Source organism: Streptomyces sp. NPDC096012 (assembly GCF_040426375.1).
GTDB lineage: Bacteria > Actinomycetota > Actinomycetes > Streptomycetales > Streptomycetaceae > Streptomyces.
Window position 1 is genome coordinate 92,463 of the sequence record NZ_JBEOTD010000007.1, and the last position, 24,829, is coordinate 117,291.

The 24,829-nt window shown below is 73.8% G+C and carries 19 protein-coding genes and 1 riboswitch; of the genes, 9 read left to right on the plus strand and 10 right to left on the minus strand.

Annotated elements, in window-relative coordinates; all coding sequences use genetic code 11:
• Positions 1-103: 103 nt before the first annotated feature.
• Positions 104-379 carry a hypothetical protein gene (locus ABVB68_RS10140; protein WP_353600561.1) on the minus strand — a complete coding sequence of 92 codons (276 nt, stop codon included), beginning with the start codon at positions 377-379 and terminating at the stop codon, positions 104-106.
• A gap of 401 nt (positions 380-780) precedes the next feature.
• Between ABVB68_RS10140 and ABVB68_RS10145 the strand changes: the two genes are divergently transcribed.
• Both ABVB68_RS10145 and ABVB68_RS10150 read left to right on the plus strand, forming a co-directional pair.
• The gene (locus ABVB68_RS10145; protein ID WP_353600562.1) at positions 781-2,061 is read left to right on the plus strand and encodes a hypothetical protein; all 1,281 of its coding nucleotides are present in this window, start codon (positions 781-783) and stop codon (positions 2,059-2,061) included.
• A gap of 797 nt (positions 2,062-2,858) precedes the next feature.
• Positions 2,859-3,395, plus strand: coding sequence for a DoxX family protein (locus ABVB68_RS10150; protein WP_353600563.1), 537 nt, complete (start codon positions 2,859-2,861; stop codon positions 3,393-3,395).
• Positions 3,396-3,818: 423 nt separating this feature from the next.
• Here ABVB68_RS10150 and ABVB68_RS10155 read toward each other — a convergent pair whose 3' ends face one another.
• Positions 3,819-4,019, minus strand: coding sequence for a hypothetical protein (locus ABVB68_RS10155; protein WP_353600564.1), 201 nt, complete (start codon positions 4,017-4,019; stop codon positions 3,819-3,821).
• A complete protein-coding gene (locus tag ABVB68_RS10160; RefSeq protein WP_353600565.1) occupies positions 4,006-5,580 on the minus strand; it encodes a PspC domain-containing protein in 1,575 nt (524 codons plus the stop codon). The genes ABVB68_RS10155 and ABVB68_RS10160 overlap by 14 nt, the downstream gene beginning before the upstream one ends.
• A 348-nt stretch (positions 5,581-5,928) precedes the next feature.
• On the opposite strand from ABVB68_RS10160, the gene ABVB68_RS10165 reads away from it, so the two are divergent.
• Positions 5,929-7,221: an ATP-binding protein gene (locus tag ABVB68_RS10165; protein WP_353600566.1), complete on the plus strand. Its 1,293-nt coding sequence runs from the start codon at positions 5,929-5,931 to the stop codon at positions 7,219-7,221.
• Positions 7,218-7,967, plus strand: a complete 750-nt coding sequence (locus ABVB68_RS10170; protein WP_353600567.1) for a LuxR C-terminal-related transcriptional regulator — start codon at positions 7,218-7,220, stop codon at positions 7,965-7,967. Before ABVB68_RS10165 ends, ABVB68_RS10170 begins: the two co-directional genes overlap by 4 nt.
• 24 nt (positions 7,968-7,991) lie before the next feature.
• On the opposite strand, the gene ABVB68_RS10175 is transcribed toward ABVB68_RS10170, so the two are convergent.
• Positions 7,992-9,056, minus strand: a complete 1,065-nt coding sequence (locus tag ABVB68_RS10175; RefSeq protein ID WP_353600568.1) for a C40 family peptidase — start codon at positions 9,054-9,056, stop codon at positions 7,992-7,994.
• A gap of 485 nt (positions 9,057-9,541) precedes the next feature.
• On the opposite strand from ABVB68_RS10175, the gene ABVB68_RS10180 reads away from it, so the two are divergent.
• Entirely contained in the window at positions 9,542-9,895 is a 354-nt protein-coding gene (locus ABVB68_RS10180; protein ID WP_353600569.1) for a hypothetical protein, read from the plus strand.
• Positions 9,896-9,905: 10 nt separating this feature from the next.
• On the opposite strand, the gene ABVB68_RS10185 is transcribed toward ABVB68_RS10180, so the two are convergent.
• Both ABVB68_RS10185 and ABVB68_RS10190 read right to left on the minus strand, forming a co-directional pair.
• On the minus strand, positions 9,906-10,877 hold the full coding sequence (locus ABVB68_RS10185; RefSeq protein ID WP_353600570.1) for an SLAC1 family transporter: 972 nt from the start codon (positions 10,875-10,877) through the stop codon (positions 9,906-9,908).
• 337 nt (positions 10,878-11,214) lie between these two features.
• Positions 11,215-12,552 carry a C40 family peptidase gene (locus tag ABVB68_RS10190; RefSeq protein ID WP_353600571.1) on the minus strand — a complete coding sequence of 446 codons (1,338 nt, stop codon included), beginning with the start codon at positions 12,550-12,552 and terminating at the stop codon, positions 11,215-11,217.
• A gap of 8 nt (positions 12,553-12,560) precedes the next feature.
• Positions 12,561-12,731, minus strand: a riboswitch (cyclic di-AMP (ydaO/yuaA leader).
• Between the two features lie 288 nt (positions 12,732-13,019).
• Between ABVB68_RS10190 and pcrA the strand changes: the two genes are divergently transcribed.
• Complete coding sequence (gene pcrA / locus ABVB68_RS10195; protein ID WP_353600572.1) at positions 13,020-15,506, plus strand: DNA helicase PcrA; 2,487 nt, start codon at positions 13,020-13,022, stop codon at positions 15,504-15,506.
• 136 nt (positions 15,507-15,642) lie between these two features.
• On the opposite strand, the gene ABVB68_RS10200 is transcribed toward pcrA, so the two are convergent.
• Positions 15,643-17,184, minus strand: coding sequence for a M23 family metallopeptidase (locus ABVB68_RS10200; protein WP_353600573.1), 1,542 nt, complete (start codon positions 17,182-17,184; stop codon positions 15,643-15,645).
• Between the two features lie 283 nt (positions 17,185-17,467).
• Complete coding sequence (locus tag ABVB68_RS10205; RefSeq protein WP_353600574.1) at positions 17,468-18,340, minus strand: esterase/lipase family protein; 873 nt, start codon at positions 18,338-18,340, stop codon at positions 17,468-17,470.
• 223 nt (positions 18,341-18,563) lie between these two features.
• On the opposite strand from ABVB68_RS10205, the gene icmB reads away from it, so the two are divergent.
• The gene (icmB, locus tag ABVB68_RS10210) at positions 18,564-18,986 is read left to right on the plus strand and encodes a coenzyme B12-dependent isobutyryl CoA mutase small subunit (RefSeq protein WP_353600575.1); all 423 of its coding nucleotides are present in this window, start codon (positions 18,564-18,566) and stop codon (positions 18,984-18,986) included.
• Positions 18,987-19,293: 307 nt separating this feature from the next.
• Here icmB and ABVB68_RS10215 read toward each other — a convergent pair whose 3' ends face one another.
• The gene (locus ABVB68_RS10215) at positions 19,294-20,994 is read right to left on the minus strand and encodes a DUF5691 domain-containing protein (protein ID WP_353600576.1); all 1,701 of its coding nucleotides are present in this window, start codon (positions 20,992-20,994) and stop codon (positions 19,294-19,296) included.
• A gap of 364 nt (positions 20,995-21,358) precedes the next feature.
• Positions 21,359-22,708, minus strand: a complete 1,350-nt coding sequence (locus ABVB68_RS10220; protein ID WP_353600577.1) for an SWIM zinc finger family protein — start codon at positions 22,706-22,708, stop codon at positions 21,359-21,361.
• Between the two features lie 132 nt (positions 22,709-22,840).
• On the opposite strand from ABVB68_RS10220, the gene ABVB68_RS10225 reads away from it, so the two are divergent.
• Both ABVB68_RS10225 and ABVB68_RS10230 read left to right on the plus strand, forming a co-directional pair.
• Complete coding sequence (locus ABVB68_RS10225; protein ID WP_353600578.1) at positions 22,841-23,971, plus strand: ATP-binding protein; 1,131 nt, start codon at positions 22,841-22,843, stop codon at positions 23,969-23,971.
• Positions 23,968-24,829 (plus strand): DUF5682 family protein (locus tag ABVB68_RS10230; RefSeq protein WP_353600579.1); only part of this gene is annotated, 862 nt, incomplete at its 3' end. The genes ABVB68_RS10225 and ABVB68_RS10230, both read left to right, overlap by 4 nt.

Consider the following 24,829-nt stretch of genomic DNA (forward strand, 5'->3'; position numbering starts at 1 on the left):
TCGCCCACCCGTATTCGCGGTGGGTCGGCGTCCTTGCGTAGCCGTATTCGCGGTGGATCGGCGTCCTTGCGTAGCCGTCTCCGCAGCGGCTCGGTGCCCTCGCTCAGCCGTATCCGCAGCGGGTCGGCACCTTCGCGCAGCCGGCTCCTTCGGCACGGCTCACCTGTGCACCGCACCCCCGTTCGGGGGTCGACGTCCCGGTGGCCGCCGAGGGCATCCGCTCGGTGCCGGCGGCGCCGGTCGTCGTACGGCGGCGGGTGCAGCCGGGCACGCCGGCGACTCGGTGCCGGCGGTGCCGGTCGTCGTACGGCGGCGGGTGCAGCCGGGCACGTCGGCGACCGGGTTCGTGGACGACGCCCGCGACCGCCTCCAGCGGCATGGAGATCCCCCCCCGTGCGTCCGCCGGAACGGTGCCACGGACCGGTGCGGACCGTGGGTGATCCGGATCGTGCTCCCGTCGCGGGCCGGAGTCCCGTCCCGCTGGATGAACCCGGCCGGACGGGTCGCGGGCCCGAGTCCCGTCCCGCTGGATGAACCCGGCCGGACGGGTCGCGGGCCCGAGTCCCGTCCCGCTGGATGAACCCCGCCGGACGGAGATTCTGGCCCCCGGGTCAACACGACGGTCCCGCCTTCACCTGCGGTAACCCGGCCGAGCGCCCTCCACAGGCCCGGGGTAGGGCACAATTCGCTCTCGACACTGGGCAGTTGTGCGGCCCTGGCGCGCCCGTCGCGGGTGCCGGCAGCCGTGCCGGAAGGTCGTGTGGAAGGCGGGCGTAGGGCGTGGCGGTGCAGGAAGCGAGAGGGGGGACGGCCCCCGAGGGGATCCACGAGGGCGGCTGCACCTGCGGAGACTGTCCGCACGGCGCCCGGGAGGGGCACCGGCGGGCCGTCGCCGCGTTCCTGCGCCGGCGCGACGAATTCGCGGCCGGGCAGGGCCTGCCGGCGGCCGTGGCGCACTCGGCCTCGGCATCGCGCCAATGGGTCTCCGAGGAGCTGACACAGCGAGCCGAGGCCGTCGCCGACCGCGGCCGCGCGGAGGGCGAGGCGTGGCTCGGGCGGCTGTGGCTGCGGACGCTGTACGTCGTGTGGGCCGCCGTCGTCGCCCTGCTGCTCACCGAGGCACTCACCGCCATCGGCCCGGGCTGGACCGATGCCCGCACCGCCGCCCTGCTCGCCGCGCTGGTCGTCGCCGCCGCCCTGACCACCGCCTGCCGGCTCCACCGGGCGCGCGGCGGGGCACTCGCCCCGGTGATCGGCGAGGACAACCGGATCTCCACCTCCCGCACCGTGGCCGCCTGCTGGGTGCTTTTCGTCGCCTACGCGATCCTGCTGCTGGCCGCCCGGCTCGCGGCCGCCTCCGACCACACCCAACGCGACGCGCTGCTCTCGGGGCTCGACCTCGCCCGCGGCGCCGGCACGGTGACCGTCCTGTGCGTCGTGTGCGGCATCGCCGTCCTGGTCCGCCGGGTGGTCGGCCTGCGCATCCTCGCCCAGCGGCTGCAGAAGGTGCCGGCCCACCGGCCGCGCGCCGCCGACCTGCTCACCGACGACTCCGGCCGGGGCACCTTCGCCGACATCCAGTACGTCGCCGTCAGCGCCGTCGCCCTGCTGTTCGCCGCCGTCCGGCTCGCCCGCCGGCCCGACCAACTGCCCGACCTGCCCTGGGGGCTGGGCGCGATCGTACTGATCTCGGCCGCCACCTACCTCGCCGGCAAGTACGCCGAAGGCGGCCGCCCGGCCATCCTCTCCGTCGTCCGCGCCCGCGAACCCGGCGACCTCGACGGGCCGATCCGCACCGGCGACGACATCGAGATCCGCGGCATCGGGTTCGTCCCGCCCGGCGCGCACGGCGCCGACCGGCTCTCGCGGATGGTCGTCCGCATCGGCACGGTCGACGTCCACGTGCCCCTCGTCCCCGTCCCGGGCGGCTTCCGCAACCCCACGGACACCGTCCTGACCGTGCCGGTCCCGGCCGAGGTCGAACCAGGTTCGGTGCCGGTACAGGTGGTGACCGCGGCCGGGGTGGCCACCAACCGGTGCGTCGTCGAGATCACGGAGTGACACCGGCAACGAGGTGACCCCTGCGCCGGGGCACCGTCACCTCCGCGCCGGGGCATCGCTGCCCCTCCTGGTGCCGGGTCACTGTCGTCTTCTGCGCCGGGGCACCGTCACCTCCGGCACCGGGGCACCGTCACCTCCCGCGCCGGGGCATCGCTGCCCCTCCTGGTGCCGGGTCACTGTCGTCTTCTGCGCCGGGGCACCGTCACTTCCGGCACCGGGGCACCGTCACCTCCCGCGCCGGGGCATCGCTGCCCCTCCTGGCGCCGGGTCACTGTCGTCTTCTGCGCCGGGGCACCGTCACTTCCGGCACCGTGTCATGGCCGCCTCCTGTGCCGGGTCACCGTCACCTTCCGCGCCGGGTCGCTGTCGTCTCCCGCGTTGCGCCGTCGCCGCCTCCCACGCCAGGCCACTGTCATCTCCCGTGCCGTGCCGGCGTCACCTTCTTGGACCGCCCGGGTTACGTCTGGCCGTGTGGTTTCGCCGGCTTCGAGACCGCCGCCCGAAACCCGCGGCGCCTGTCGTCACCCCGGGGAGCCGACCTCCGTGGACCGGCCCCCCGAACCCCGGGCCCGAGCCCCGGCCCTCCACCCCCGGCTCTCCGGCCTCCGGACTTTCCGGCCCCCTCCCCGCCCTCCGGCCCCAGCCTTCCGATATCCGGATCCCGGCCCGGACCCGGCCCGCCCCCCATTCGCACGAAGGCCCATAATCCGCAAATTCACCCGGGACGGATTGAACGGGGCCCGCTCGTCGTACGTATCGTGAGCGAGGGGGACGGCGGTGAAAGGCGGCTGGCAGCGATGACTCACGGCATGCGGACGGACACAAACACCGCTCGGCTCGACGGACGCCGGAGCCTGCGGGACTCCGCCGCCCGCTACGCCCTGCTGCCCCTGCGCATCTTCCTCGGCGTCACCTTCATCTACGCCGGGCTGAACAAACTCACGGACAGCGCCTTCCTGAGGTCCGGCGGCGCCGGATCGATCGGCGACACCATGCGGGCGGTCCGGGACTCCGCCGCCATCCCCGCTCTGGTCGACCTGGCCCTCAAGAGCCCCGTCGGCTTCGGCTACGCCGTCGCCCTCGGCGAACTGGCCGTCGGCATCGGCACCCTGCTCGGTCTGTTCGCCCGGCTGGCCGCGCTCGGCGGCGCGCTGATCTCCCTCAGCCTGTGGCTGACCGTCAGCTGGGCCACGGACCCGTACTACTACGGCAACGACCTCGCCTATCTGATGGCCTGGCTGCCCCTGATCCTCGCCGGCGCCCCCTACCTCTCCGTGGACGCGGCCTGGCGCGCACGACGCCGGCAACGGTCCGTCGGCTACGGCGGCTACTGAACCGAAGGGCATCGAGCCGCCGCCCCCGGCCGAGTCCAGCCGCCCCGTTGTGCTCGGCTGAGTCCAGCCCCCGGCCGAGTCCAGCCGCCGCGTTGCGTGCGGTCCGAGTCCAGCCCCCGGCTGAGTCCAGCCGTCGCGTTGCGTGCGGTCCGAGTCCAGCCCCCGGCTGAGTCCAGCCGCCGCGTTGCGTTCGGTCCGAGTCCAGCCCCCGGCCGAGTCCAGCCGCCGCGTTGCGTTCGGCCGAGTCCAGCCGCCCCTGCGTTCGGCCGAGTCAGCTGCCCTGCCGCGTCCGGCGGAGTTCGGCAGTCCCGCCCTCGCCGGCCGGATCCGGGTGCCCGGCCACCCCTGGCCGAGTCCGCCGGCCCCGCCACCCCTGGCCGAGTCCGTCGGTCACGCCTCGCCCGGCCGGGCCCGGCAGCCGCTCTAGGAGCCGCCCCGTCCGCGTATACCGCGGGTCAGAGCGGCCGTGGCGCCGGCCAGGCACAGGCCGCCTATGACCAGCGGGACGATCACGAACCACGGTGTCCGCCACGCACCGCCCGCGTCCCCGGCGTAGACCGCACCGGTGGCGATCAGGGAGAGCCCGGCGACCAGCTTCCCGGGCTGGAACTCATGACGCAGCACGGCTGACCTCCACCTGTCCCGCTCCGACCCCGAGTGTCAGAGCCAGTGTCCCGGATCCCGTGGCGCCCTTCGCCGGCGCCAGGGTCACGTCCTCGTGCCTGCCGGGCCGCACGTCCACATCCTTCCTGTCGTCCCCGGGCAACCGGATGTCGCCCACTCCCACGTCGATGCTCATCCGCACGGTCGCGTCCGCCGGCACGACCACCTTCAGCTGCCCCGCGCCCACATGGGCGCTCGTGGCGACTTCACGGCCCTTGCCCGGACGCACCCGGCTCAGGTCCAGCGTGCCCCGCCCGGTGCCGAGTTCGTACGCCGGCCTCAGCTGCGCCGTCGCCGCCGGCTTCCACGACGTTTCCCGCCAGTGCGTGGTGATGTCCCCGGGCATGGCCGACGCCCCGGCGAGCAGTGCCGCCGTGACGAGCGCCAGGAACACCGTCCCCGCCCCCGTGCGGCCCAGGAACGCGCTGACCGCGATGCCCAGGCCGAAGACGGCCAGCGCGCAGGCGAGGCCGGTCTGCAGGCTGGTGCCCAGCGGGCGCGTGTCCCAGGTCAGCCCGGTCCCGAGGCCGCCGGCCAGCAGAGCGAGCAGGAACACCCAGCCGCCGATCCAGCGTGGGCCGCGGGCTCTCGCCGGCTCCGGTCGCGGTGGCGGCTTGGTGGGGCCGTGGTGGGTCCACGGGAGGGCGATGCCGACGTCGAGGACCGAGCCGGGGGCCGGCTCGCGGGCGTCGCCGGGACCCCACAGATAGCCGGTGCCGCCGACATGGGTGCCGTCCTTGACTATGGGATCGCGCCACCAGGACGGGTGGAAGGTGACGACCGGCGGTGCCTGGGCCTCCGGCGGGGCGTCCGCGGCGGCCTGGGCGGCGAGCGGGTCGGGGTCGGAGGCGCCACGGCGCCGCGACCAGTACCCGGCGCCCGCCAGCAGCAGCGAGAGCACCACGGAGAAGGTCAGCACCCCGCCGTTTCTCAGCATGGTCAGGAAGATGCCGCAGCCGACGAGCGCGAACAGCACGGCGGCCAGTGCCTGGCCGTCGACGCGGCCGGTGAGCAGCTTGCGGAGCTCGTTCTCCTCCTCGTCGTCGTACGGCACCAGAAGCCAGGCGAAGCCGTAGAAGATCAGGCCGAAGCCGCCGGTCGCCGACAGCACGGCGAGGGTGATGCGGAAGATCACCGGGTCCAGGTCGGTCTCCCGGCCGAGCCCCGCACACACACCCGCGATCATCTTGTGCCGGCGATCGCGCCGGAACGGGGCGGGGGCCTCGGCGGGGCCGCGCTCCGCTTGATGCGCCCGTGCCTGTGCCTGTGTCTCCGCCTGCCCTTGGCCTTGTTCTTGCCCCTGTCCTTGCCCTCGATCCTGCCCTTGTCCTTGCTCCGGCCTGCCGGTCCCGGTGCCGGCGGCGGTGTGGTCGCCGACGCGGTCGCCGGCGCCGGTGTCCGTGCCGGTCGCTCCCGTCCTCTGCGTCGCGGCGGGCGCGGCATCCGTCGGTCCGGTGCCCGGGTCGGGGCTCGGGCCGGTGCCGGGTCCCGGACCCGTCGCGGCGTGCTCGTGATCCGTCATGCGTCCATGGTGGCGGCACGGCGACCGCGGCGGCAGTCGGGACGACCCTGGGCCAACCCTGAAATCGGCCCTGAGAGGGGGCGGGGAAGCGTTCGAGCGGCGGCGGATCGCCCTGTCCCGGCACGATTCCCGGCGCGACCGACAGCCTTTCCCGGCGTGCCGGCAGCGTTTTCCCGGTGCTCGGCGGTGCTCGGCGGTGCTCGGCGGTGCTCGGCGGTGCTCGGCGGTGCTCGGCGGTGCTGGCCAGCGCTGGCCGGCGCTCGACGAACCGACCCCGCCCGAAGATCAGGGGCGTCTCGGGGGCCGACCCTGATGCCTTGTCCTGCCTGGCATGTGACCATCGTTGCCATGCCGGAAGCCGCAAGCCCGCCCCTCGACGACCCGCGGCCGCCGCGCAAGCTCTACCGCAGCAGCGACGGACGCTGGCTCGGCGGAGTGGCGCGGGGCCTCGCCGGGCATCTCGGGCTGCCCGTCATCTGGGTGCGGCTCGTCTTCGCCGGCCTGTTCATGGCCGACGGACTCGGGGCGCTGCTGTATGCGGCGTTCTGGTTCTTCGTCCCCCTCGGCGTCGGCGGCGTCGGCGGCCAGAAACCGCCGACGCTGGTCGCCACGGAGACCGCGCCGGACGGCCGGCGCAGACTCGTGGCCCGCAAGCCGGACCGGGGACAGATCGTCGCGCTGCTCCTCATGGTCATCGTGTCCGTGGTCTTCGTGGGCAGCGTCAACCTGGGCAGCGCGGCCAAGGCGTATCTGTGGCCCGCCGTGCTCGTCGCGGCCGGCGTCGCCCTGGTCTGGCGGCAGGCAGACAACGCCCGGCGGGCCCGCTGGGTCGAGGTCGGCCGGCGACGGCGCACCCTCACCCTGCTCCGCGCGGCCGGTGGCGTCCTGCTCGTCACGACCGGCGTCTCCGCCATCTTCGTCCTGCAGGGTTCGGCCGCCCACCTCGGTGCCGTCCTGCAGGCCGCGCTCGCCGTGCTCGTCGGGATCACGCTGCTCGCCGGCCCCTATCTGGTCCGCATGACGCAGGACCTGTCCGAGGAACGCCTGATGCGCATCCGCGCCCAGGAGCGCGCAGAGGTCGCCGCCCACGTCCACGACTCCGTGCTGCACACCCTCACGCTGATCCAGCGCAACGCCGACAACGCCGGCGAGGTGCGCCGCCTCGCCCGCGCCCAGGAGCGCGACCTGCGCACCTGGCTGTACAAGCCGGAGGGCACCGGCAGGGACGAGGCCGATGAGCCGGACACCGTCGCCGAGGCGGTGCGGCGCAGCGCCGCCGAGGTGGAGGACAAGCACGGCGTGCCCATAGAGGTGGTCGTCGTGGGCGACTGCCCGCTGGACGACAGGACGAGTGCGCAGATGCAGGCCGCACGTGAGGCGATGGTGAACGCCGCCAAGTACGGTGGCGACGGCGGCGCCGTACAGGTGTACGCCGAAGTCGAGGGAAAGACGGTCTTCGTGTCGGTGCGCGACCGCGGCCCGGGTTTCGACCTCGACTCGATACCCGCCGACCGGATGGGCGTCAGAGAATCGATCATCGGCCGCATGGAGCGCAACGGCGGCACGGCCCGGCTGCGGGCGGTGCCGGGCGGCGGCACGGAGGTCGAGCTGGAGATGGAGAGGGCGGAGAAGACGGCATGAGCGACGCGACCGAGGCGAACGGCACCGAGGAAGCGGCGGCGGGGGCGGCCGGATCCGGCAGGCCGGCCGACGGCGGCAAGGGCGGCAGGCATGTCCGGGTGGTGCTCGTGGACGACCACCGGATGTTCCGCACCGGCGTCCAGGCCGAGATCGGCCAGACCGCCGAGACCGGCGTCGAGGTGGTCGGCGAGGCCGCGGACGTCGACCAGGCGGTCACGGTCATCACCGCGACCCGCCCCGAGGTGGTCCTCCTCGACGTCCATCTGCCGGGCGGCGGCGGTGTCGAAGTGCTGCGCCGGTGCGCGCCGTTGATGGCGGACGCCGAGCGGCCGGTGCGCTTTCTCGCGCTGTCCGTGTCGGACGCGGCGGAGGACGTCATCGGCGTGATCCGCGGCGGCGCCCGCGGCTATGTCACCAAGACCATCACCGGCACCGACCTGGTCGACTCGATCTTCCGGGTGCAGGAGGGCGACGCCGTCTTCTCCCCGCGGCTGGCCGGCTTCGTCCTGGACGCCTTCGCCTCCACCGACGCCCCGCCGGTGGACGAGGACCTGGACCGCCTCACCCAGCGCGAGCGCGAGGTGCTGCGCCTGATCGCCCGGGGGTACGCCTACAAGGAGATCGCCAAGCAGTTGTTCATCTCGGTGAAGACGGTCGAGTCCCACGTCTCGGCGGTGCTGCGCAAGCTCCAGCTGTCCAACCGCCACGAGCTGACCCGCTGGGCGACGGCGCGCCGGCTGGTCTGACCCCGGCCGGGGCCGCCGGACGCCTCATGCCACCCGCGTCGCCCCGGCGAACGGCATCTGGTCGACGGGCGCCAGCCGGACCGGGGCCGACGGGTTCGGGGCGTGGATCATCTGTCCGTGTCCGACGTAGAGCCCTACGTGGCTGATGCCGGAGTAGAAGAACACCAGGTCGCCCGGCTGCAGTTCGGAGCGGGAGACGCGTCGGCCCGCGTTGATCTGGGCGTAGGTGGTGCGGGGCAGGGAGAGGCCGGCGGAGCGGTAGGCGGCCTGGACGAGGCCCGAGCAGTCGAAGGCGTTCGGCCCGGTCGCGCCCCACACGTAGGGGCTGCCGAGCTTGGCGTAGGCGTAGGACACGGCGGCCGCGGCGCGCGCGTTCGGGGCCGTGGTGGACGCGGTCCGTTCCAGTGCCTCACGGGTGCCGGAGGCCGAGCGCGAGGCGTGTCCGGCCGGCGCGCCGTCACCGGTGGCCTCGGCCCGCTGTCGTGGGGTGAGCCGCGCCAGCAGCCGCCGGGCCTCGTCGAGCTTGCCGGTGATGGTCTTCTTCTGCCGCTTCAGTTCGGCCTGCCGCGAGCGCAGGGAGGACAGCTCCACGCGTGCGGCGCCGCGTAGCCGCTCGATCTCCCGCAGCTGTTCGCGCACCTGTGACACGGCCACCGCCTGCCGGTCGCCGGCCCGCTCCGCCAGCGCGGCGCCCTCCAGGTACCGGTCGGGGTCGCCGGACAGGGCCAGCTGCCAGGCCGGAGCGATGGTGCCGTCGCGGTACTGCGCTGCCGCGATCGAACCCAGGGCGTCCCGGGTGGAGTTGAGCTTCTCCTGTTCGCGGGCGGCCTGGTCGCGCAGGGCGTTCAGCCGTCGTTGGGCCGTGTCGGCCTTCTCCTTCGCCCCGTTGTACTTCTCGGTGGCGGACTCCGCGTCCTGGTACAACCTGTCGACCTTGGCCTTCACCTGTGCCGGCGTCAGCTGTGGCTCGGCGTGCCCCGTCCCGTCGAAGCCCGCCGCCGTGGCCGCGCCCGCCAGGGCGAGCGTGGCGGCCGTCCGGACCGTATGTCCGCTGAGCGGGCTCTGCCGGGGCTTGCGGTGCGCTGCCACCTGAACCGTCACGTCCTTTCGCCGGACTCGTGCGAGTCGTGGAACTCGCAGGAGTCGCGGGACTCGTGGGCTCGTGGGCCCGAGCCGTGGGGATGTCCGGCGGAGGCCCGCACAGGGGGAGTGGGCCTCCGCCGGGCCTTTCTCGGCGGTGATGGCCGGCCGCCGCCCCTGGCCCGGGCGGCGGTGGGAAGCCGGTCACCTGGGGGAGGACGGTAGGCCCGTCCGTGACCAATCGGTAACACAATGTTCGCAACTGACCTCGATGGACCGATCGGTGGTGCAAGGTGACCGCGTCTCCCAGGCTGTGTCGTCGCCTTCACACAGGGTGGTGACCGAAGCGCCGAAAGCGTGACGGGCGGGATCCGTGGGGTGGTACGGGACGCATATATGCAAGGTCCACCGCGCCTGGGTGACAGAGGGTGCCACCGCGACGGGCGGGGCCCGGTGGATGGAGGCCGGAACGCCCCTCGTTAGGCTCCGGCCCCATGGACGTACTCATCCATCTTTTCGTCGGCTTGCACATCATCGGCATCGCCGCGCTGCTCGGTGGTTTCCTCACCCAGATGAAGGCGATGGGCGAGGGCAGGGCCCGGTTCGTGCCCGGCATGCTGCACGGTGCCCTGACCATGCTGGTCACGGGTGTCGCCCTGGTCGGCCTCAACCAGGCCGACGACCACCATGTCAACAGTTTCAAGATCGGCGTGAAGCTCGCCCTGCTGATCGTGATCCTCGGACTGGTCTACGTGAAGCGCGACGAGGAGCGGGTCGACAAGGGGCCCTTCGCGCTGGTCGGCCTGCTGACCGTGGCGAACATCTTCATCGCCGTGCTCTGGACCTGACGGTCGGCGGTCAGCGGGCGCCGGCGCGGGCGCGGGCGCGGGCCGTGAGCACCGCACCGGTGGCGGCCGCGAGCCACGCCGCCACCGCCACCCACACCAGCACCTGACCCGGCAGCCTGAGCCACCCGACGTGCACGGCGGATGCGACGGACAGCACCGCCGCCGCCGTCATCCCCATCGGGAAGACCGTCGACCACCGCCGCATGTCGTAGCCGGGGCGCGGCCGGGCCGCCTCGGCCGCCAGCAGCAAGAGGTACCCGGCCAGGTCCAGGGCGAGCAGCGTGATCGTCGTGGTGCGCAGTACGTCGCGGTCGTCGTCGTTCCACAGGTAGAGGCGGCCACTGTCGGCGGCGAGCAGGTTCGCCCCGGCCAGCGCCGAGATCGCGAGTGCCCCGTCCGCGATCCAGTGGTCCCCGGCGCCCTTGAGGACCTCCCGGGGTTCGAAGCGGGCCAGGGCGACCCCGTAGAGCAGCAGGCCCAGCCAGAACAGCACCAGAGCGGTGCGCGCGAGCCAGGCCGTGTCCTCCGCGGCGGCCAGCGCGGCCGCCAGCACCGCGAGCCCTTGTGTGGCCACGCAACACAGGAACACCGATCCCGGCATGCGTCGCTTCCAGTGCCGCATGACGAGGACGAGCAGCACCGGCCACAGCAGCGCGGCGAGCGCCAGCAGAGCCTCGGCCAGGGTCTGCCGGCCCAGCGCCGAGATCCCGGTGCCCAGCACGGCCGTCGCCGCGACGGCGGTCAGGGCTTCCGGGTTCCCCGCCTCGGTCACCCAGCGCCGCCGTTCGCCCACCAGCCGCACGACGAAGTCGGCGGCCAGCGCGAGCCAGGCGATGCAGGCCATCGCCAGCGCGATCCGGGAGACCGTCTCCGCGCCGGCCAGATGCAGGCCCACCGACACGATGCCGGTCGCCATCACGGCGGACCCGGCCGAGGGGGGCCGCCCCGCCCACCACGCGCGCACACTCGACATACCGGGCATGCGCCCGATGCTAGGCAGCCGGGCGCATCGGACGGGCAGGGCACGCGCGCGTGAAGCGGAAAAACGCGGTCCACGCGCGCGTGGACCGCGAAGAACGCCGCACTACGCGGGTGTGGCGCAGAGCGCCGGCACACGCGCGTGGAGCACAGAACGCCGTCCACGCGCGCGTGGAGCGCGAAAACACCGCACACGCCCGTGGAGCGGGGAATGCCGGTGCGCGCTGGTGGCGGCAAACGCCGGAACGCGCGAGCAGGCCGCCGACGCGCGGCCCGTTCCCGACGCGCTCGGCTTCCTGGGGTCCGAAAGCGCGGGAACCGGGCGACGGCGACGGAGACGGTCAAGCGGGCCGTACGACGCCCTCGACGACGGATGTGCCGCCGCGGTCGACGGACTCCTCGCGGACGTACGCGCCCGGCTCCGGGGCGTGGATCATCATCCCGTCACCCGTGCAGAGGCCGACATGGCTGCTGTCGTCCCGGAAGAAGACCAGGTCACCGGGGCGTGCGTCGATGAGCGGGACGGGGGTGCCCGCGGCGGCCTGCTCCCGGGCGGTACGCGGAAGGGTGACGCCGGCGGCCCGCCAGGCGGCCTGGGTGAGGCCGGAGGAGTCGTAGGAGCCGGGTCCGCTCGCGCCGCTCACGTACGGCTTGCCGATCTGGGCGCGGGCGAAGGCGATCGCCTTCTCGGCCTTGGTGACCGGCAGCGTCGCCGGGGGCGCGTACGGCGGCGTGGCCGAGGGCGCGTACGACGGCGTCTCCAGAGGCGAGTGCGACGACGTCTCCAGAGGCGGGTACGGCGGTGTCGGCGGGAGCGCGTACGACGCTGGGGACGGGGACAGGGACGGGGGCGTGGGCGTGTACGGCAGCGCGGTGGGTGCCGCGAGGTGCGGGCCGAGCTCTGCCCTTGCGCCGTCCTCCGAGGCCGCGTGCCGGGACAGCAACGCGCGCGTGACGGCGAGCTTGCGCTGCACGGCGGCCTTCGCGGCCTTGACGTCGTACCCCGGGGTGTCGGCCTTGGCGTCCTGGTCCAGGGGGGTGGCCTTCGCGGCGCGGCCCGCGGTGGCGGCCCTCGTCCCGCGGTCCGTGGTGGCCGGCGCGGCGCGACCCGGGGCTTCACGGTCCGCGCCGGTGGCCGGCGCGGTGGCCCCGGCTTCGGGGGCCGGTGCCGCGGCCCCCGCCGCGGTCACGTCGTACCACGCGGCCGCCGGTGCCGCCGATGCCGCCGAGGCCTCCGGCCCCCGGGGGGCCCGGCCCCGCCCGGCCGCGTCCTTCACGCGCGAGGCCAGCCGGTTCAGCACCCTGCTCTGGGCGAAGTGGTCCTGCGGATACTCCGCGAGGAGGGAGGCGGCCGTGTCCGGGGCGGCCGCGAACGGGACCCGGCCCTCCCGGGCGATCGCGGGGGTCCGGACCGCGCGCCGGGCGCCCTCCTGCCGCGGTTCCCCGGCACGAGGCCGCTGCCTGGCCGCAGATTCCTCCTGCGGGGTCGGTTCGGCCCGGCGGTACAACTCGTCGATCTTCTTCTCGATCTCCTCCGGGCTCGGCCTGCCGTCGTCGGCGGGCGCGGCCTCGGCCGTCTGGGACAGGACGGCCACGGAGGTGAGGGCGGCAGTGGCGAGAACGGGTCCGCGCAGGCCCGGTCCACTGCCGCCGGGGCGCGACTTGCGGTGCGACGCCAAGGGAGGCGACTCCTTCCAGCATGCCGCCTACCGGGTTAGCTGTCGGGTTCGGGCGGGTGCTTCGGAAGGGTTGCCCTACGGCGTCGTCCCGTGCGGGAGTCGGCCGATTCACCCCAGGAACGGTGGGTCCCCGGCTCCGGGCACCGTGCAGGGCGCGCCGGACTCGGCGGAGGCCGTTCGGCCCGGCGAGGTTCGCCGGAGAGGGTTCGTACGGCCTGACGGAAACCTAGCCAACTCGTGTGACTCCTGTGAAGGTTGGTGTGCGGTATGTCCGATACATTTCTGTGACCTGGGGAAGGTTTCACACGCGTGTGACCAGGCGCTTCCGCAGCGTGAGGGGATGATCGGCCTTCTGCGGGGCGGACGGCCGGCGCTCCGGGACCCTGTCCGACAGCGGACTGCGCCCGCGGGCCGAGTTCGGGGGAGCGGGACCGGTTGTCGGTGGGGCGCCCTAGACTCGGAGAGCGATGAGCAGCCTCTTTGACGACAGCTTCCTGGCGGACCTCCAAGCCCCACGCGGGCGCGAGGAGGAACCCCCGCCCCCCGAGGACGAGCACGCTCCGGAGCCGGTTCCGGACGATCTGTTCGGCGGGAAGTTCGACGTGCCCCCGGACCGGGACGCCTACTACCGCGACGGCGCCCCGCGCCCCGTCGTCGACGCGGCGGCCCTGCTGGAGGGGCTGAACGACAACCAGCGCGCCGCGGTCGTGCACGCCGGCTCCCCGCTGCTCATCGTCGCCGGCGCCGGCTCCGGCAAGACGCGCGTGCTCACCCACCGCATCGCCCACCTGCTCGCCGACCGGGGCGTGCACCCGGGCCAGATCCTCGCGATCACCTTCACGAACAAGGCCGCGGGCGAGATGAAGGAGCGCGTCGAGCAGCTCGTCGGCCCGCGCGCGAACGCGATGTGGGTGATGACCTTCCACAGCGCGTGTGTGCGGATCCTGCGGCGCGAGTCGAAGAAGCTCGGCTTCACCTCCTCCTTCTCGATCTACGACGCCGCCGACAGCAAGCGCCTGATGGCCCTGGTCTGCCGCGACCTGGAGCTCGACCCCAAGCGCTTCCCGCCCAAGTCCTTCAGCGCCAAGATCAGCAATCTGAAGAACGAGCTGATCGACGAGGAGGACTTCGCCGCCCAGGCCACCGACGGTTTCGAGAAGACCCTCGCCCAGGCCTACGCGATGTACCAGTCGCGGCTGCGCGAGGCGAACGCCCTGGACTTCGACGACCTGATCATGACGACGGTGAACCTGCTGCGTGCCTTCCCGGACGTCGCCGAGCACTACCGCCGCCGCTTCCGCCACGTCCTGGTCGACGAGTACCAGGACACCAACCACGCCCAGTACGCCCTGGTGCGCGAGCTGGTCGGCACGGGCGAGCGCGCCCCCGGGGACGCCGGCCTGCCGCCGGGCGAGTCCGACCTGCCGCCGGCCGAACTCTGCGTGGTCGGTGACGCGGACCAGTCGATCTACGCCTTCCGGGGCGCGACGATCCGCAACATCCTCCAGTTCGAGGAGGACTACCCGAACGCGAAGACGATCCTGCTGGAGCAGAACTACCGCTCCACGCAGACCATCCTGTCCGCGGCCAACGCGGTCATCGAGCGCAACGAGTCCCGCCGCCCGAAGAACCTGTGGACCAACGCCGGCCAGGGCGCGCGGATCACCGGCTACGTTGCCGACACCGAGCACGACGAGGCCCAGTTCGTCGCCGAGGAGATAGACCGCCTCACGGACGCGCGCGAGGCCAAGGCCGGGGACGTCGCCGTCTTCTACCGCACCAACGCCCAGTCCCGCGTCTTCGAAGAGGTCTTCATCCGCGTCGGCCTGCCCTACAAGGTCGTCGGCGGTGTCCGCTTCTACGAGCGCAAGGAGGTCCGGGACGTCCTCGCCTACCTGCGCGTCCTCGCCAACCCCGAGGACTCGGTGCCGCTGCGCCGCATCCTCAACGTGCCCAAGCGGGGCATCGGCGACCGCGCGGAGGCGATGATCGACGCCCTCTCCCAGCGCGAGAAGATCAGCTTCCCGCAGGCCCTGAAGCGCGTCGACGAGGCCTACGGCATGGCCGCGCGCTCCACCAACGCGGTCAAGCGGTTCAACACGCTGATGGAGGACCTGCGCACCGTCGTCGAGTCCGGTGCCGGTCCGGCGACGGTGCTGGAGGCCATACTCGAACGCACCGGATATCTGGCCGAACTGCAGAACTCCACCGACCCCCAGGACGAGACCCGCATCGAGAACCTGCAGGAACTCGCGGCCGTGGCGCTGGAGTTCGAGCAGGGGCGGGAAGACGGGGAGCAGGCCACGCTCGCCGACTTCCTCGAGCAGGTCGCCCTGGTCGCCGACTCCGACCAGATCCCCGACGAGGAGGACGGCGACGGCGTCATCACGCTGATGACCCTGCACACCGCCAAGGGCCTGGAGTTCCCGGTCGTGTTCCTGACCGGCATGGAGGACGGCGTCTTCCCGCACATGCGCGCCCTCGGCGAGAACAAGGAGCTGGAGGAGGAGAGGCGCCTGGCGTACGTGGGCATCACGCGCGCGCGGGAGCGGCTGTATCTGACGCGGTCGGCGATGCGCAGCGCCTGGGGCCAGCCCTCGTACAACCCGCCCTCCCGCTTCCTGGAGGAGATCCCGGGCACCCACGTGGAGTGGAAGCGGACGGGAGCGACGGCGCCGGTGTCCTCCGGACCCGTCTCGGGGATCGCGGCCTCGCTGTCGTCGAGCCGCTCGCGGTCCTCGGCGTCGGGCGCGTCCGGGTTCGCCACGCGGCGCGCCGCGGAGAAGCCGGTCGTCGCGCTGGCCGTCGGTGACCGGGTCACCCACGACCAGTTCGGGCTCGGCACGGTCGTCGCGGTGAAGGGCACGGGTGCGAACGGGGAGGCGACGATCGACTTCGGTGACGCCAAGCCGAAGCGGTTGCTGCTGCGGTACGCGCCGGTGGAGAAGCTCTAGGGGAACTTCCAGGGGAACCCCCGGGGCAATTCCCGGGGGACGCCCAGGGACAAAACCCTGTGGTGGCCGGCGGAACCGGTAGAACCATGGACGAAGTGAGCCCCGCCGGTTCGGCGGGGCTCGGCCCCTCAGGGGCTCAGGTCGGGTCCAGTCCGTGGCTGCGCAGCCACGGCAGGGGGTCCATGGCCGCCCCGCCCGCCGGCCGGACCTCGAAGTGCAGGTGCGGCCCGGTGGAGTTGCCGGAGTTGCCGGAGTAGGCGATCGGCTGGCCCGCCTTGACGGTCGTACCGGAGGCCACGCGATAGCTGGACAGGTGGCAGTACCAGGTCTCCGTGCCGTCCTTGGCCGTCACGATCATCATGTTGCCGTAGGCGCTGTTCCACTTGGTCGTGACGGTGCCGTCGGTGGCGGCCATCACCGTGGTGCCGTAGGAGACGGGGAAGTCGATGCCGGTGTGCACCGACATCCAGTTCACGCCCGCCTGCCCGAAGTAGGCGCTGAGCCCCCGCTGCGTGACCGGCAGGGCGAACTTGGGGCGCAGCCGTTCCTTCAGCGCGGCCTCCGCGGCGGCCTTCTTCTGCTCCAGCGCCTGCTGCGCCCTGAGGTCGATGCGCTCCTGCGTACGGCTCGCCCGGTGGGCGAAGTCGTCGGCCCCGGCGGAGAGGGTCTTGAGCTGGGTATCCAGTTTGCTGTTGGCGATCGCCGGCTGCACCACGTGCGCCTCGTCCGGGGAGGCGGCGGTGGCCTCGCCCGAGTCCTCGGTCAGGGCGCTCACCGAGGCCGCCGCGATCCCGGCGACTCCCATGACACAGGCCGAGGGCACGGCGACCGTCAGCAGAGCCGACCGTTTGGCGGGCGTACGGCGCCGGGAACGCCCGGCGCCGCGCGAGCCGGCCCGGGGCGCGGGAGGCGGTGTGACCTCTTCCTGATCGTCCAGCAGGACGTGCCCGTCGGGCAGTTCACCGGTGGTGGTCGCCGCGTCCTCGCCACCGTGCGGTTCCTCGAAGACGGCGTCCTCGTATGACACCTGCTCGAACGCGGCGGTCGCCTGCGCGTCGCCGACCTGCTCGAACCCGGCGGTCGCGTGCGCGTCGCCGACCTGCTCGAACGTGGCGGTGGCCTGCCGGCCGAACGGTTCGCCGACCTGCTCGGACTCCGTCGGCGCGGCCTGGCCGGCCGGGTTCCACTGCGTGGCGTCGTACGCGCCCGTGTCGAGGGTCTGGGTGCCCCACCCCCACTGCTGGGTGGCGTCGGCGCCGGCGGTCCGGTCGGGCTCGAGCCAGGCGCTCGCGTCCCACTGGCCGCTCACATCGTGTCCGGTGGCCTGCGCGGGGACCGTCCAGGCGGTGGTGTCGTACCCGCCGGAGTCGTAGGCGGCGTGGTGCTGGGCCGCGTACGGATCGTGGTTCAGGATCTGGCCGGTGCCGGTCTGCCACTGCGTGGTGTCGTACGCGCCGGTGGGCTGTCCGCTGCCCGGGAGACTGCCGAAGAGGGGGTCGTGGTCGAAGGCCGTGGTACCGGTCGAACCGCCCGCAAAACCGGTGGCGTCGTAGCCGCCGTACGTGGTGAGGTCGTCGTAGGTGACTTCCGTGGCGCCGTACGGCGTGTAGTGCTGAGCAGAGGCGTCGGAAGCCGGGGCCGGAGGGGTCGAGTTCCCCGGCGGGTGACGGTCGTTCACCAACTTCTCTTTCGCCTCGACAACAGGGGCTGCCAGAGCAGTGCGGCGACTGTACCCGGCGGTACGTGGGCGCGACAATCTTCCGCCGGTTTCGAGCGGGCCGGAAAGGGGCATTCGGCCGTGTTTCGGGGGCGGCGGTCGCGAGTTTGGCTTTGTGTTCGATGAATGTTCGATGTGGGGTGACGCTGAGTCACCTGTGGGCCCGCTGTGCCTCGCGTTGTCGGGCCCTGCCGGGCCGCCCGCAACGCCGGTGGCACGTCATCGCGGGACGGCCGGGCCGCCGTCAGGCGACTGTCACGCCGCCGGCGCGCCGGTCCCCGGGCTGTGGGGCGTCGAGAACCTCGCGTATCCCGGTCGCGACGGCGGGATGCAGGGGGAGCGCGAGATGTCCGATGCCGCTCACCCGGACGTTCTCCGCGTCGAGATCGGGGTGCTCCAGGCAGGCCGTCTCCAGCGGGACCATCAGTGAGTCCAGGTCGCTCCAGAAGCTGACGAACCGCGTACGGCAGCCGGGCGCGGGCCGGGACAGCTCCTCGATCACCGCCGAGCCGGGCCGCATCTGCCGCACGATCGGGTGTGCGTCGGCCAGCGGCGCCACCCGCGTCCCGGAATGCGGGGTGCCGAGGGTGACGAGGGTGCGCACCCGCCGGTCACCGCCGAGACACTGCACGTAGTACCGGGCGATCAGACCACCGAGGCTGTGCCCCACGATGTCCACCCGTGCGCTGTCGGTGCGCTCGCAGATCTCCTCGACATGCCGGCCGAGCAGTTCGGCGGCGGTGCGGATGTCGCAGGTCAACGGAGAGTAGTTGAGCGATTCCACCCGCTGCCTGCCGTGCTGGGCGAGGTTGCGGCGCAACAGCACGAACACCGAACGGTTGTCGATGAAGCCGTGCAGCAGCACCACCGGCGGACCGGCCCGCACCGGCAGGGGGACGGCGCCGTCGCCGGTGGCGGACGACGTGGGCCCCACGGGCAGGTTCGCGGGGCGCCGTTCCGGGGTCAGGCCGGTCGGGTACAGCAGGAGGTGACCGGCCAGGATCGCGGCCTCCAGGGCCGTCGCCTTGAGCAGCGTCACGGACAGTCCGGCCAGTCTGCCGGGCCACAGACGGCGGCAGATCGGGAGGAAGAGTGGCACTATCCCGCTGACCTTCATCGGCCGACCTCCCGTCGGCACACGGAGGACGGCTCGGCCCCCGTGTGCCCTGATGTCCCACTGTGTGATTTCCCCCTCGCCGCGCACCGTAAAACTGCCGGTTGCGGGATGCTGGGGATAACGTTCGTTCACTTCGCGACGGGTGGCGGGACGCGCCAAAAGTGCGGTACTTGTCGTTACGGACGGAAGCGATCGCTTCCGTGATCGTTTGATGGAGGCAGTGATGGGTGTGGCAGCCGGTCCGATCCGCGTGGTGGTGGCCAAGCCGGGGCTCGACGGCCACGATCGCGGGGCCAAGGTCATCGCACGCGCTCTGCGCGACGCCGGTATGGAGGTCATCTACACCGGCCTCCACCAGACGCCGGAGCAGGTCGTCGACACCGCCATCCAGGAGGACGCCGACGCGATCGGCCTGTCCATCCTCTCCGGCGCTCACAACACGCTGTTCGCCGCGGTGATCGAGCTGCTCAAGGAGCGGGAGGCCGAGGACATCCTCGTCTTCGGCGGCGGCATCATCCCGGACGAGGACATCCCGGCGCTGAAGGAGAAGGGCGTCGCGGAGATCTTCACGCCCGGGGCGACGACCACGTCGATCGTGGAATGGGTCCGTGCGAACGTCCGCCAGCCGGCGGCCTCCGGCGGCTGAGGCCCTGAGCGGCTGCGTGCTCGGGGGCCTGGGCGGCTGAGGCCCTGAGCGGTTGCGTGGCGGCGCGCTGTATGGCTCAGCGGCTGAGGCCCTGAGCGGTTGCGTGGCGGCGCGCTGTACGGCACAGCGGTCGCGTGGCTGTGCGGCAGAGCGGTGGCGCGGCCGAGCGGTTGCGTGGGCCACGTGGGTCGGGTGGCCGCGTGTGGCGGCCAGGCGGGTGTTCCGGGGCTGTCCGGGGGCTTGCCGGGCTGGGGTGTCCGGGGCGGGCGAGGGGCGTTCGCGGTGAGGGCGTGGCCGGGTACGGCTGTCATCCCGGCGTCGGCACCGCTCGAGCGGGCGTCCGTGCCGGTGGGGCGGGTGGGGCGGGGGCGAGTTCCGCCGCCATCTCCGCCCGCAACCGCAGCGTGGTGACCAGTCGCTGGAAGGCCTCCGCCCAGTAACCGCCGGCGCCGGGCGCCGCGTCCTCCCGCTCGTCGGGTATCGCCAGCAGTGCCTCCAGCCGGGCGGTCTCCGCCGGGTCCAGACAGCGTTCCGCCAGTCCCATCACCCCACTGAAGCTCCAGGGATAACTGCCAGCGTCCCGGGCGATGTTCAGGGCGTCCACCACCGCCCGGCCCAAGGGCGGAGCCCAGGGCACCGCGCAGACGCCGAGCAGCTGGAAGGCCTCCGACAGGCCGTGGGCCGCGATGAACCCGGCCACCCACTCGGCGCGTTCGGCCGGTGCCAGAGCGGCGAGCAGCTTGGCCCGCTCCGACAGGGACACCGCTCCCGGGCCGCCCGCCTCCGGCGCCGACGGTGAACCGAGCAGCGCCCTCGACCAGGTGGCGTCCCCCTGCCGCACCGCCGCCCGGCACCAGGCCGCGTGCAGCTCGTCCTGCCAGCCGTCCGCCACCGGCAGCGCCACGATCTCCCGCGCGCCGCGGCCACCGAGCCGCCCCGGCCAGACGCCCAGCGGCGCCGCCTCCACCAACTGACCGAGCCACCACGACCGTTCCCCCCGACCGGCGGGCGGTCTGGCCACCACGCCGTCCCGCTCCATGCCGGAGTCGCACTCGAGCGGCGCCTCCACCACGATCGACGGCGAGCCCCCCATGGGGTCCAGGGCCACACAGGCGGCGGCCCGTACGGCCATGCGCGCGGCGAGGGCGGAATCCGGGAGCGTGGAGAGCAGTTCGGCCGCCGTGGCCCGGACGTTGCGGCTGCGGTCGGCCAACGACTGCTCCAGGAACGGCTCGTCCTGCCCGGACAGGCCCGTGCGCAGCGAGTCCAGGAACATCAGCCGGTCCTCCGCCCGCTCCGTCGGCCAGGTCGAGGCCAGCAGGTCGCGCGCGAGCGCCGGCGTACGGGCGCGCAGCATCCCCAGCAGGGCCACCCGCTCGGCGAACAACCCCTCCCGCCACAGCCGGTGCACCGCCTCGGCGTCCTCCGGCCCGGGCAGCGCCGCGCCTCCACCGGGGGCGGCGCGCAGGGCGAACCGCCAGTCGGGGTTCAGCCGGGCCAGCCACAGCGCCCGCGGACCCGCGAACGCCAGCGCCGCCGGGCGCAGGTCCGTACGGCCCCGGGCCGCGTCGAGGAGCGCCGGAAGCGCCTCAGGGGGAGCCGCGTACCCGTGTGCCCCGGCCACCGCGAGCCACTGCGGGAGCAGCTCCGTGAGGTCCGGGGAGCTGCCTCGCCGGGCGCCGGCCGTGCCGCCGGAACGGTCGGCCAGCAGCGTCGCGAGCCGTCGCGCCGCCGCGGCGGGCAGCGGAGGGCGCGGGTCCTCGGGGGCCGGCTCCGGCCGTCGCGCCGCCGCGGCCGGCCGCAGCCCGGCACGCCGCCGTACGGTCGCCACGGCGGCCGCGTCCAGCAGGGCGACCGGCGCCGCCCGACCGGACGTACCGGGCTCCGGAGAGCGCCGGTCGGTGCCCAGCAGGGCATGGGTGACCAGGTCCTCCCAGGGCGCTGCGGGAGGCGTGGCGGGGGCCCGGGAGGGGCCCGCGGGAGGCGTCGCGGACGGGATCGCGTTCATGACCGCCCCTTCTGGAGGAGGCGCCCTGGCCGGATGCCGGGCGGGCGGGCAGGTGTGAGGCGTGTGGGTGGCGTCGGCGCCGGGGTCGCGTTCATGACCGTCCCTTCCGAAGGATGCGCGACTGGCTGGACGCCGGGCGGGCGCGCAGATGTCGGCGTGGGCCGGGCGGTGTACGCCTCGGTGTGGGGCGCGGCATGCGCGGTGTGGCCGGCGGATTCGGAGAGGTCGGTGCCGGTGCTGATGGTGCTGGCACCGATGTCCGTGCCGGCTGCGGTGTCCGTGTCGCCGGCGGCGGAGGTCGTCGGCCGCCCGGTGGGCCTGTCGTGGGGCCGGGTGCGGGAGGCGTTCGGCGAGGGCGGTCGGGTCAGCACAGGGGCACCGCCTCGCCCGTCTTCTCCGGCCACGCCGTCAGCGGGGTGAAGCCGCGGTGCCCGCATTCGCCGAAGACCTTGACGGGGGCGCCGCCGGACAGGGCGACCAGGCGCCACAGGCCGGGGCGGTCACGGGTGGCCCGGGACAGCGTTAGGGCCGAGTCCGTGTCGGCGTCGGCCAGCTGCCATCGTTCGCCGTCCGGGACCGGCACCACCCGATCCAGGGTCACCGGGACCGAGTCCAGCCACGGATCGTCGCGCAGGGCATCGCCGTACCCCGCCGCCGCCTCGGCCGTGGTCACGCCCGGCGGCCGGAACGCGGCCGGAGCGGGCGGGGCGAACCGCTCGCCCAGAGCCGCCCGGGACCGGCCGCCGCCCGGGTGGGGGGACAGCTCCGCGTCGAGGGCCAGGCCGACCGGCAGGGCCAGCTCGGGCGCCCTGCCCGCCGCACCGTAGGAGAGGAGCAGCCGAGTGTGGCCCGACTCGGCGCCGTGCAGCCATATCCGGCGCGTCGTCAGTTTCGCGTCCGCCGTGTCGTGCTGGGCGAGGACCAGCCAGCGGTCGCGCACCGGAGGGCCGTCCGCGGTGCCGGGCAGGCCGAGCCGGGAGCGGACCGTGTCCACGAGGGCCTTCGGCAGCCGGTCACGGCGCAGCCATCCCTCGCCGAGCAGGTGCAGCAGGGCGCACTCCTCCAGCAGCCGGGCCGGCCAGCCCGGGCCCGACGCCGGGATCGCCCCCAACTCCCGCACCCGAGCGGCCAGTCCGGGTGCCTGGGCGTCGACCATGCGGGCCGCCGTCTCCTCCCACCTGCCGTACCCCGCCTGTTCGGCCGAGACCAGGCCGCCGCGCAGCAGGTCCGCCAGGCGCTGCTCCAGCTCCGTGGCACCCGCCGTGACCCGCTCGGCTCGGCGCTCGGCGCGGCGCCGAGCCGCCTCGGGATCGGCGGGCCCGGCAGTGGTCGAGCCCCCCTCGGCCGGTGTCCGCCGGGTCTCGGCACGTGCCCGGCGGTCCGACAGCCACTGTGCCGCCCAGTCCGGCGGCGGCGCGGACGCCGGTACGGAGCCCTCGTCGCCCGCCCACAGCAGGAGCAGGCCGAGCGCGTGCTTGCAGGGGAACTTACGGCTCGGGCAACTGCACCTGTACGCCGGGCCGGTGAGGTCCACCACTGTCCGGTACGGCCTGCCGCCACTGCCCCTGCACAGCCCCCACACCGTCCCCTCCCCGCTCGCCACCCCGGACCACGGCCCGGCCGTGGCGAGTTTGCTCCCCGCTTTGCGTGACGCGGCGTCAGGCGCCAGTGCCAGCACCTGGTCCGCAGTCCAGCGCACCCCCTGCTCAGTCATGCCAACGACGGTAGGGGCCGCCACTGACAATCGGCCCGGTGACCGAGTCTGTGCAGGTCGGAGCGATTGTCAGTGGCGTGGTGCACGGTGGGTGGCAGATCCGAACCGGCCGAGCTGGAGGGGGCCTCAGCCATGTCTGTGTCCGTGCAACCGACGACCGCCGAACCCGACCGCGACCAGACCGCCCAGGCGTTGCGCCCGCACGCCGAACACGCCTTCGCGGCCGAACTGGCGGCGCTGGCCGCGCAGGACGACCGCCCGCGTCCGGCACGCTGGAAGCTGTCGCCGTGGGCGGTGGCGACGTATCTGCTCGGCGGCACCCTGCCGGACGGCACGCTGATCACACCCAAGTACGTGGGGCCGCGTCGGATCGTCGAGGTCGCCGTCACCACGCTCGCCACCGATCGCGCCCTGCTGCTGCTCGGTGTGCCCGGCACCGCCAAGACCTGGGTCTCGGAGCACCTGGCGGCCGCGGTCAGCGGCGACTCCACCCTGCTCGTGCAGGGCACCGCCGGGACGCCGGAGGAGGCGATCCGCTACGGCTGGAACTACGCGCGGCTGCTCGCACACGGCCCGAGCCGCGACGCCCTCGTACCCAGCCCGGTCATGCGCGCCATGGCCGAGGGCATGACGGCCCGGGTGGAGGAGCTGACCCGCATCCCGGCCGATGTGCAGGACACGCTGATCACGATCCTGTCCGAGAAGACCCTGCCCGTTCCGGAGCTGGGCGAGGAGGTCCAGGCGGTCCGTGGCTTCAACCTCATCGCCACGGCCAACGACCGCGACCGTGGGGTCAACGACCTCTCCAGCGCGCTGCGCCGCCGCTTCAACACCGTGGTGCTGCCGCTGCCCGAGAGCGCCGACGCCGAGGTCGACATCGTGACGCGCCGCGTGGAGCAGATCGGCCGCTCCCTCGACCTGCCGGCCGTGCCGGACGGCATCGAGGAGATCCGCCGGGTCGTGACCGTCTTCCGCGAGCTGCGCGACGGCATCACCGCCGACGGACGCACGAAGGTGAAGTCGCCGAGCGGCACGTTGTCCACGGCGGAGGCGATCTCCGTCGTCACCGGCGGCCTCGCCCTGGCCACGCACTTCGGGGACGGGGTGCTGCGGCCGGCCGACGTCGCCGCGGGGATCCTCGGTGCCGTCGTGCGGGACCCGGCGGCCGACCGGGTGGTCTGGCAGGAGTACCTGGAGGCGGTCGTCCGCGAGCGCGAGGGCTGGACGGACTTCTACCGCGCCTGCCGGGAGGTGAGCGTATGACCGGCACCGGCACCGGCACCGGCTGGGGCAACGGCACCGGCACCGACACCGGTTGGGGCACCGACACCGGGACCGGGACCGACACCGGCTGGGGCAAGGCGTTCGCCTCCGGGCCGCTGCTGCTCGGCGTGCGGCACCACGGGCCGGGTTCCGCCCGAGCGGTGCGTGCCGCGCTGGACGCCGCCCGTCCCGGCGCCGTCCTGATCGAGGGGCCGGCCGAGGCCGACGCGCTGATCCCCCTGGCCGCCGACCCGGACCTGCGGCCCCCGGTCGCCCTGCTCGCCCACGCCGTGGACGAGCCCGGCCGTTCGGCGTTCTGGCCGTTCGCCGAGTTCAGCCCCGAGTGGGTGGCCATCCGCTGGGCCCTGGAAAACGGCGTCCCGGCCCGCTTCATCGACCTGCCTGCCACGCACACGCTCGCCTGGCGGCAGACCGAGGAGGGGCCCGACGGGCGCGGCCCCACGTCCCGGGACCGGCCACTCGCGATGCCCGGGCCGACCGCCGGCGGTGAGCGTCCCGGCGGACCCGGCCGGGCCGCGGGTGTGCGGGCTCCCACCGGGCCCGGTCCCGCCCACGAGGAGGCGGAGAGCGTCGAACCCGGCAGCTCCGACGGGGAGGGGAGCGCCGAAGGGGAGGGGAGCACCGGCGGGCTCGACCACGTCGGCGGGAAGGGGGACGTCGGTGGGCCTGGCCACGTCGGCGGGGAAGGGGACGCGTGCGGGCCCGGCCACACCGAAGGGGAGGGGAACACCGGTGGGCCCGGCCACGTCGGCGGGGAGGGGGACGTCGGTGGGCCTGGCCACGTCGGCGGGGAAGGGGACGCGTGCGGGCCCGGCCACACCGAAGGGGAGGGGAACA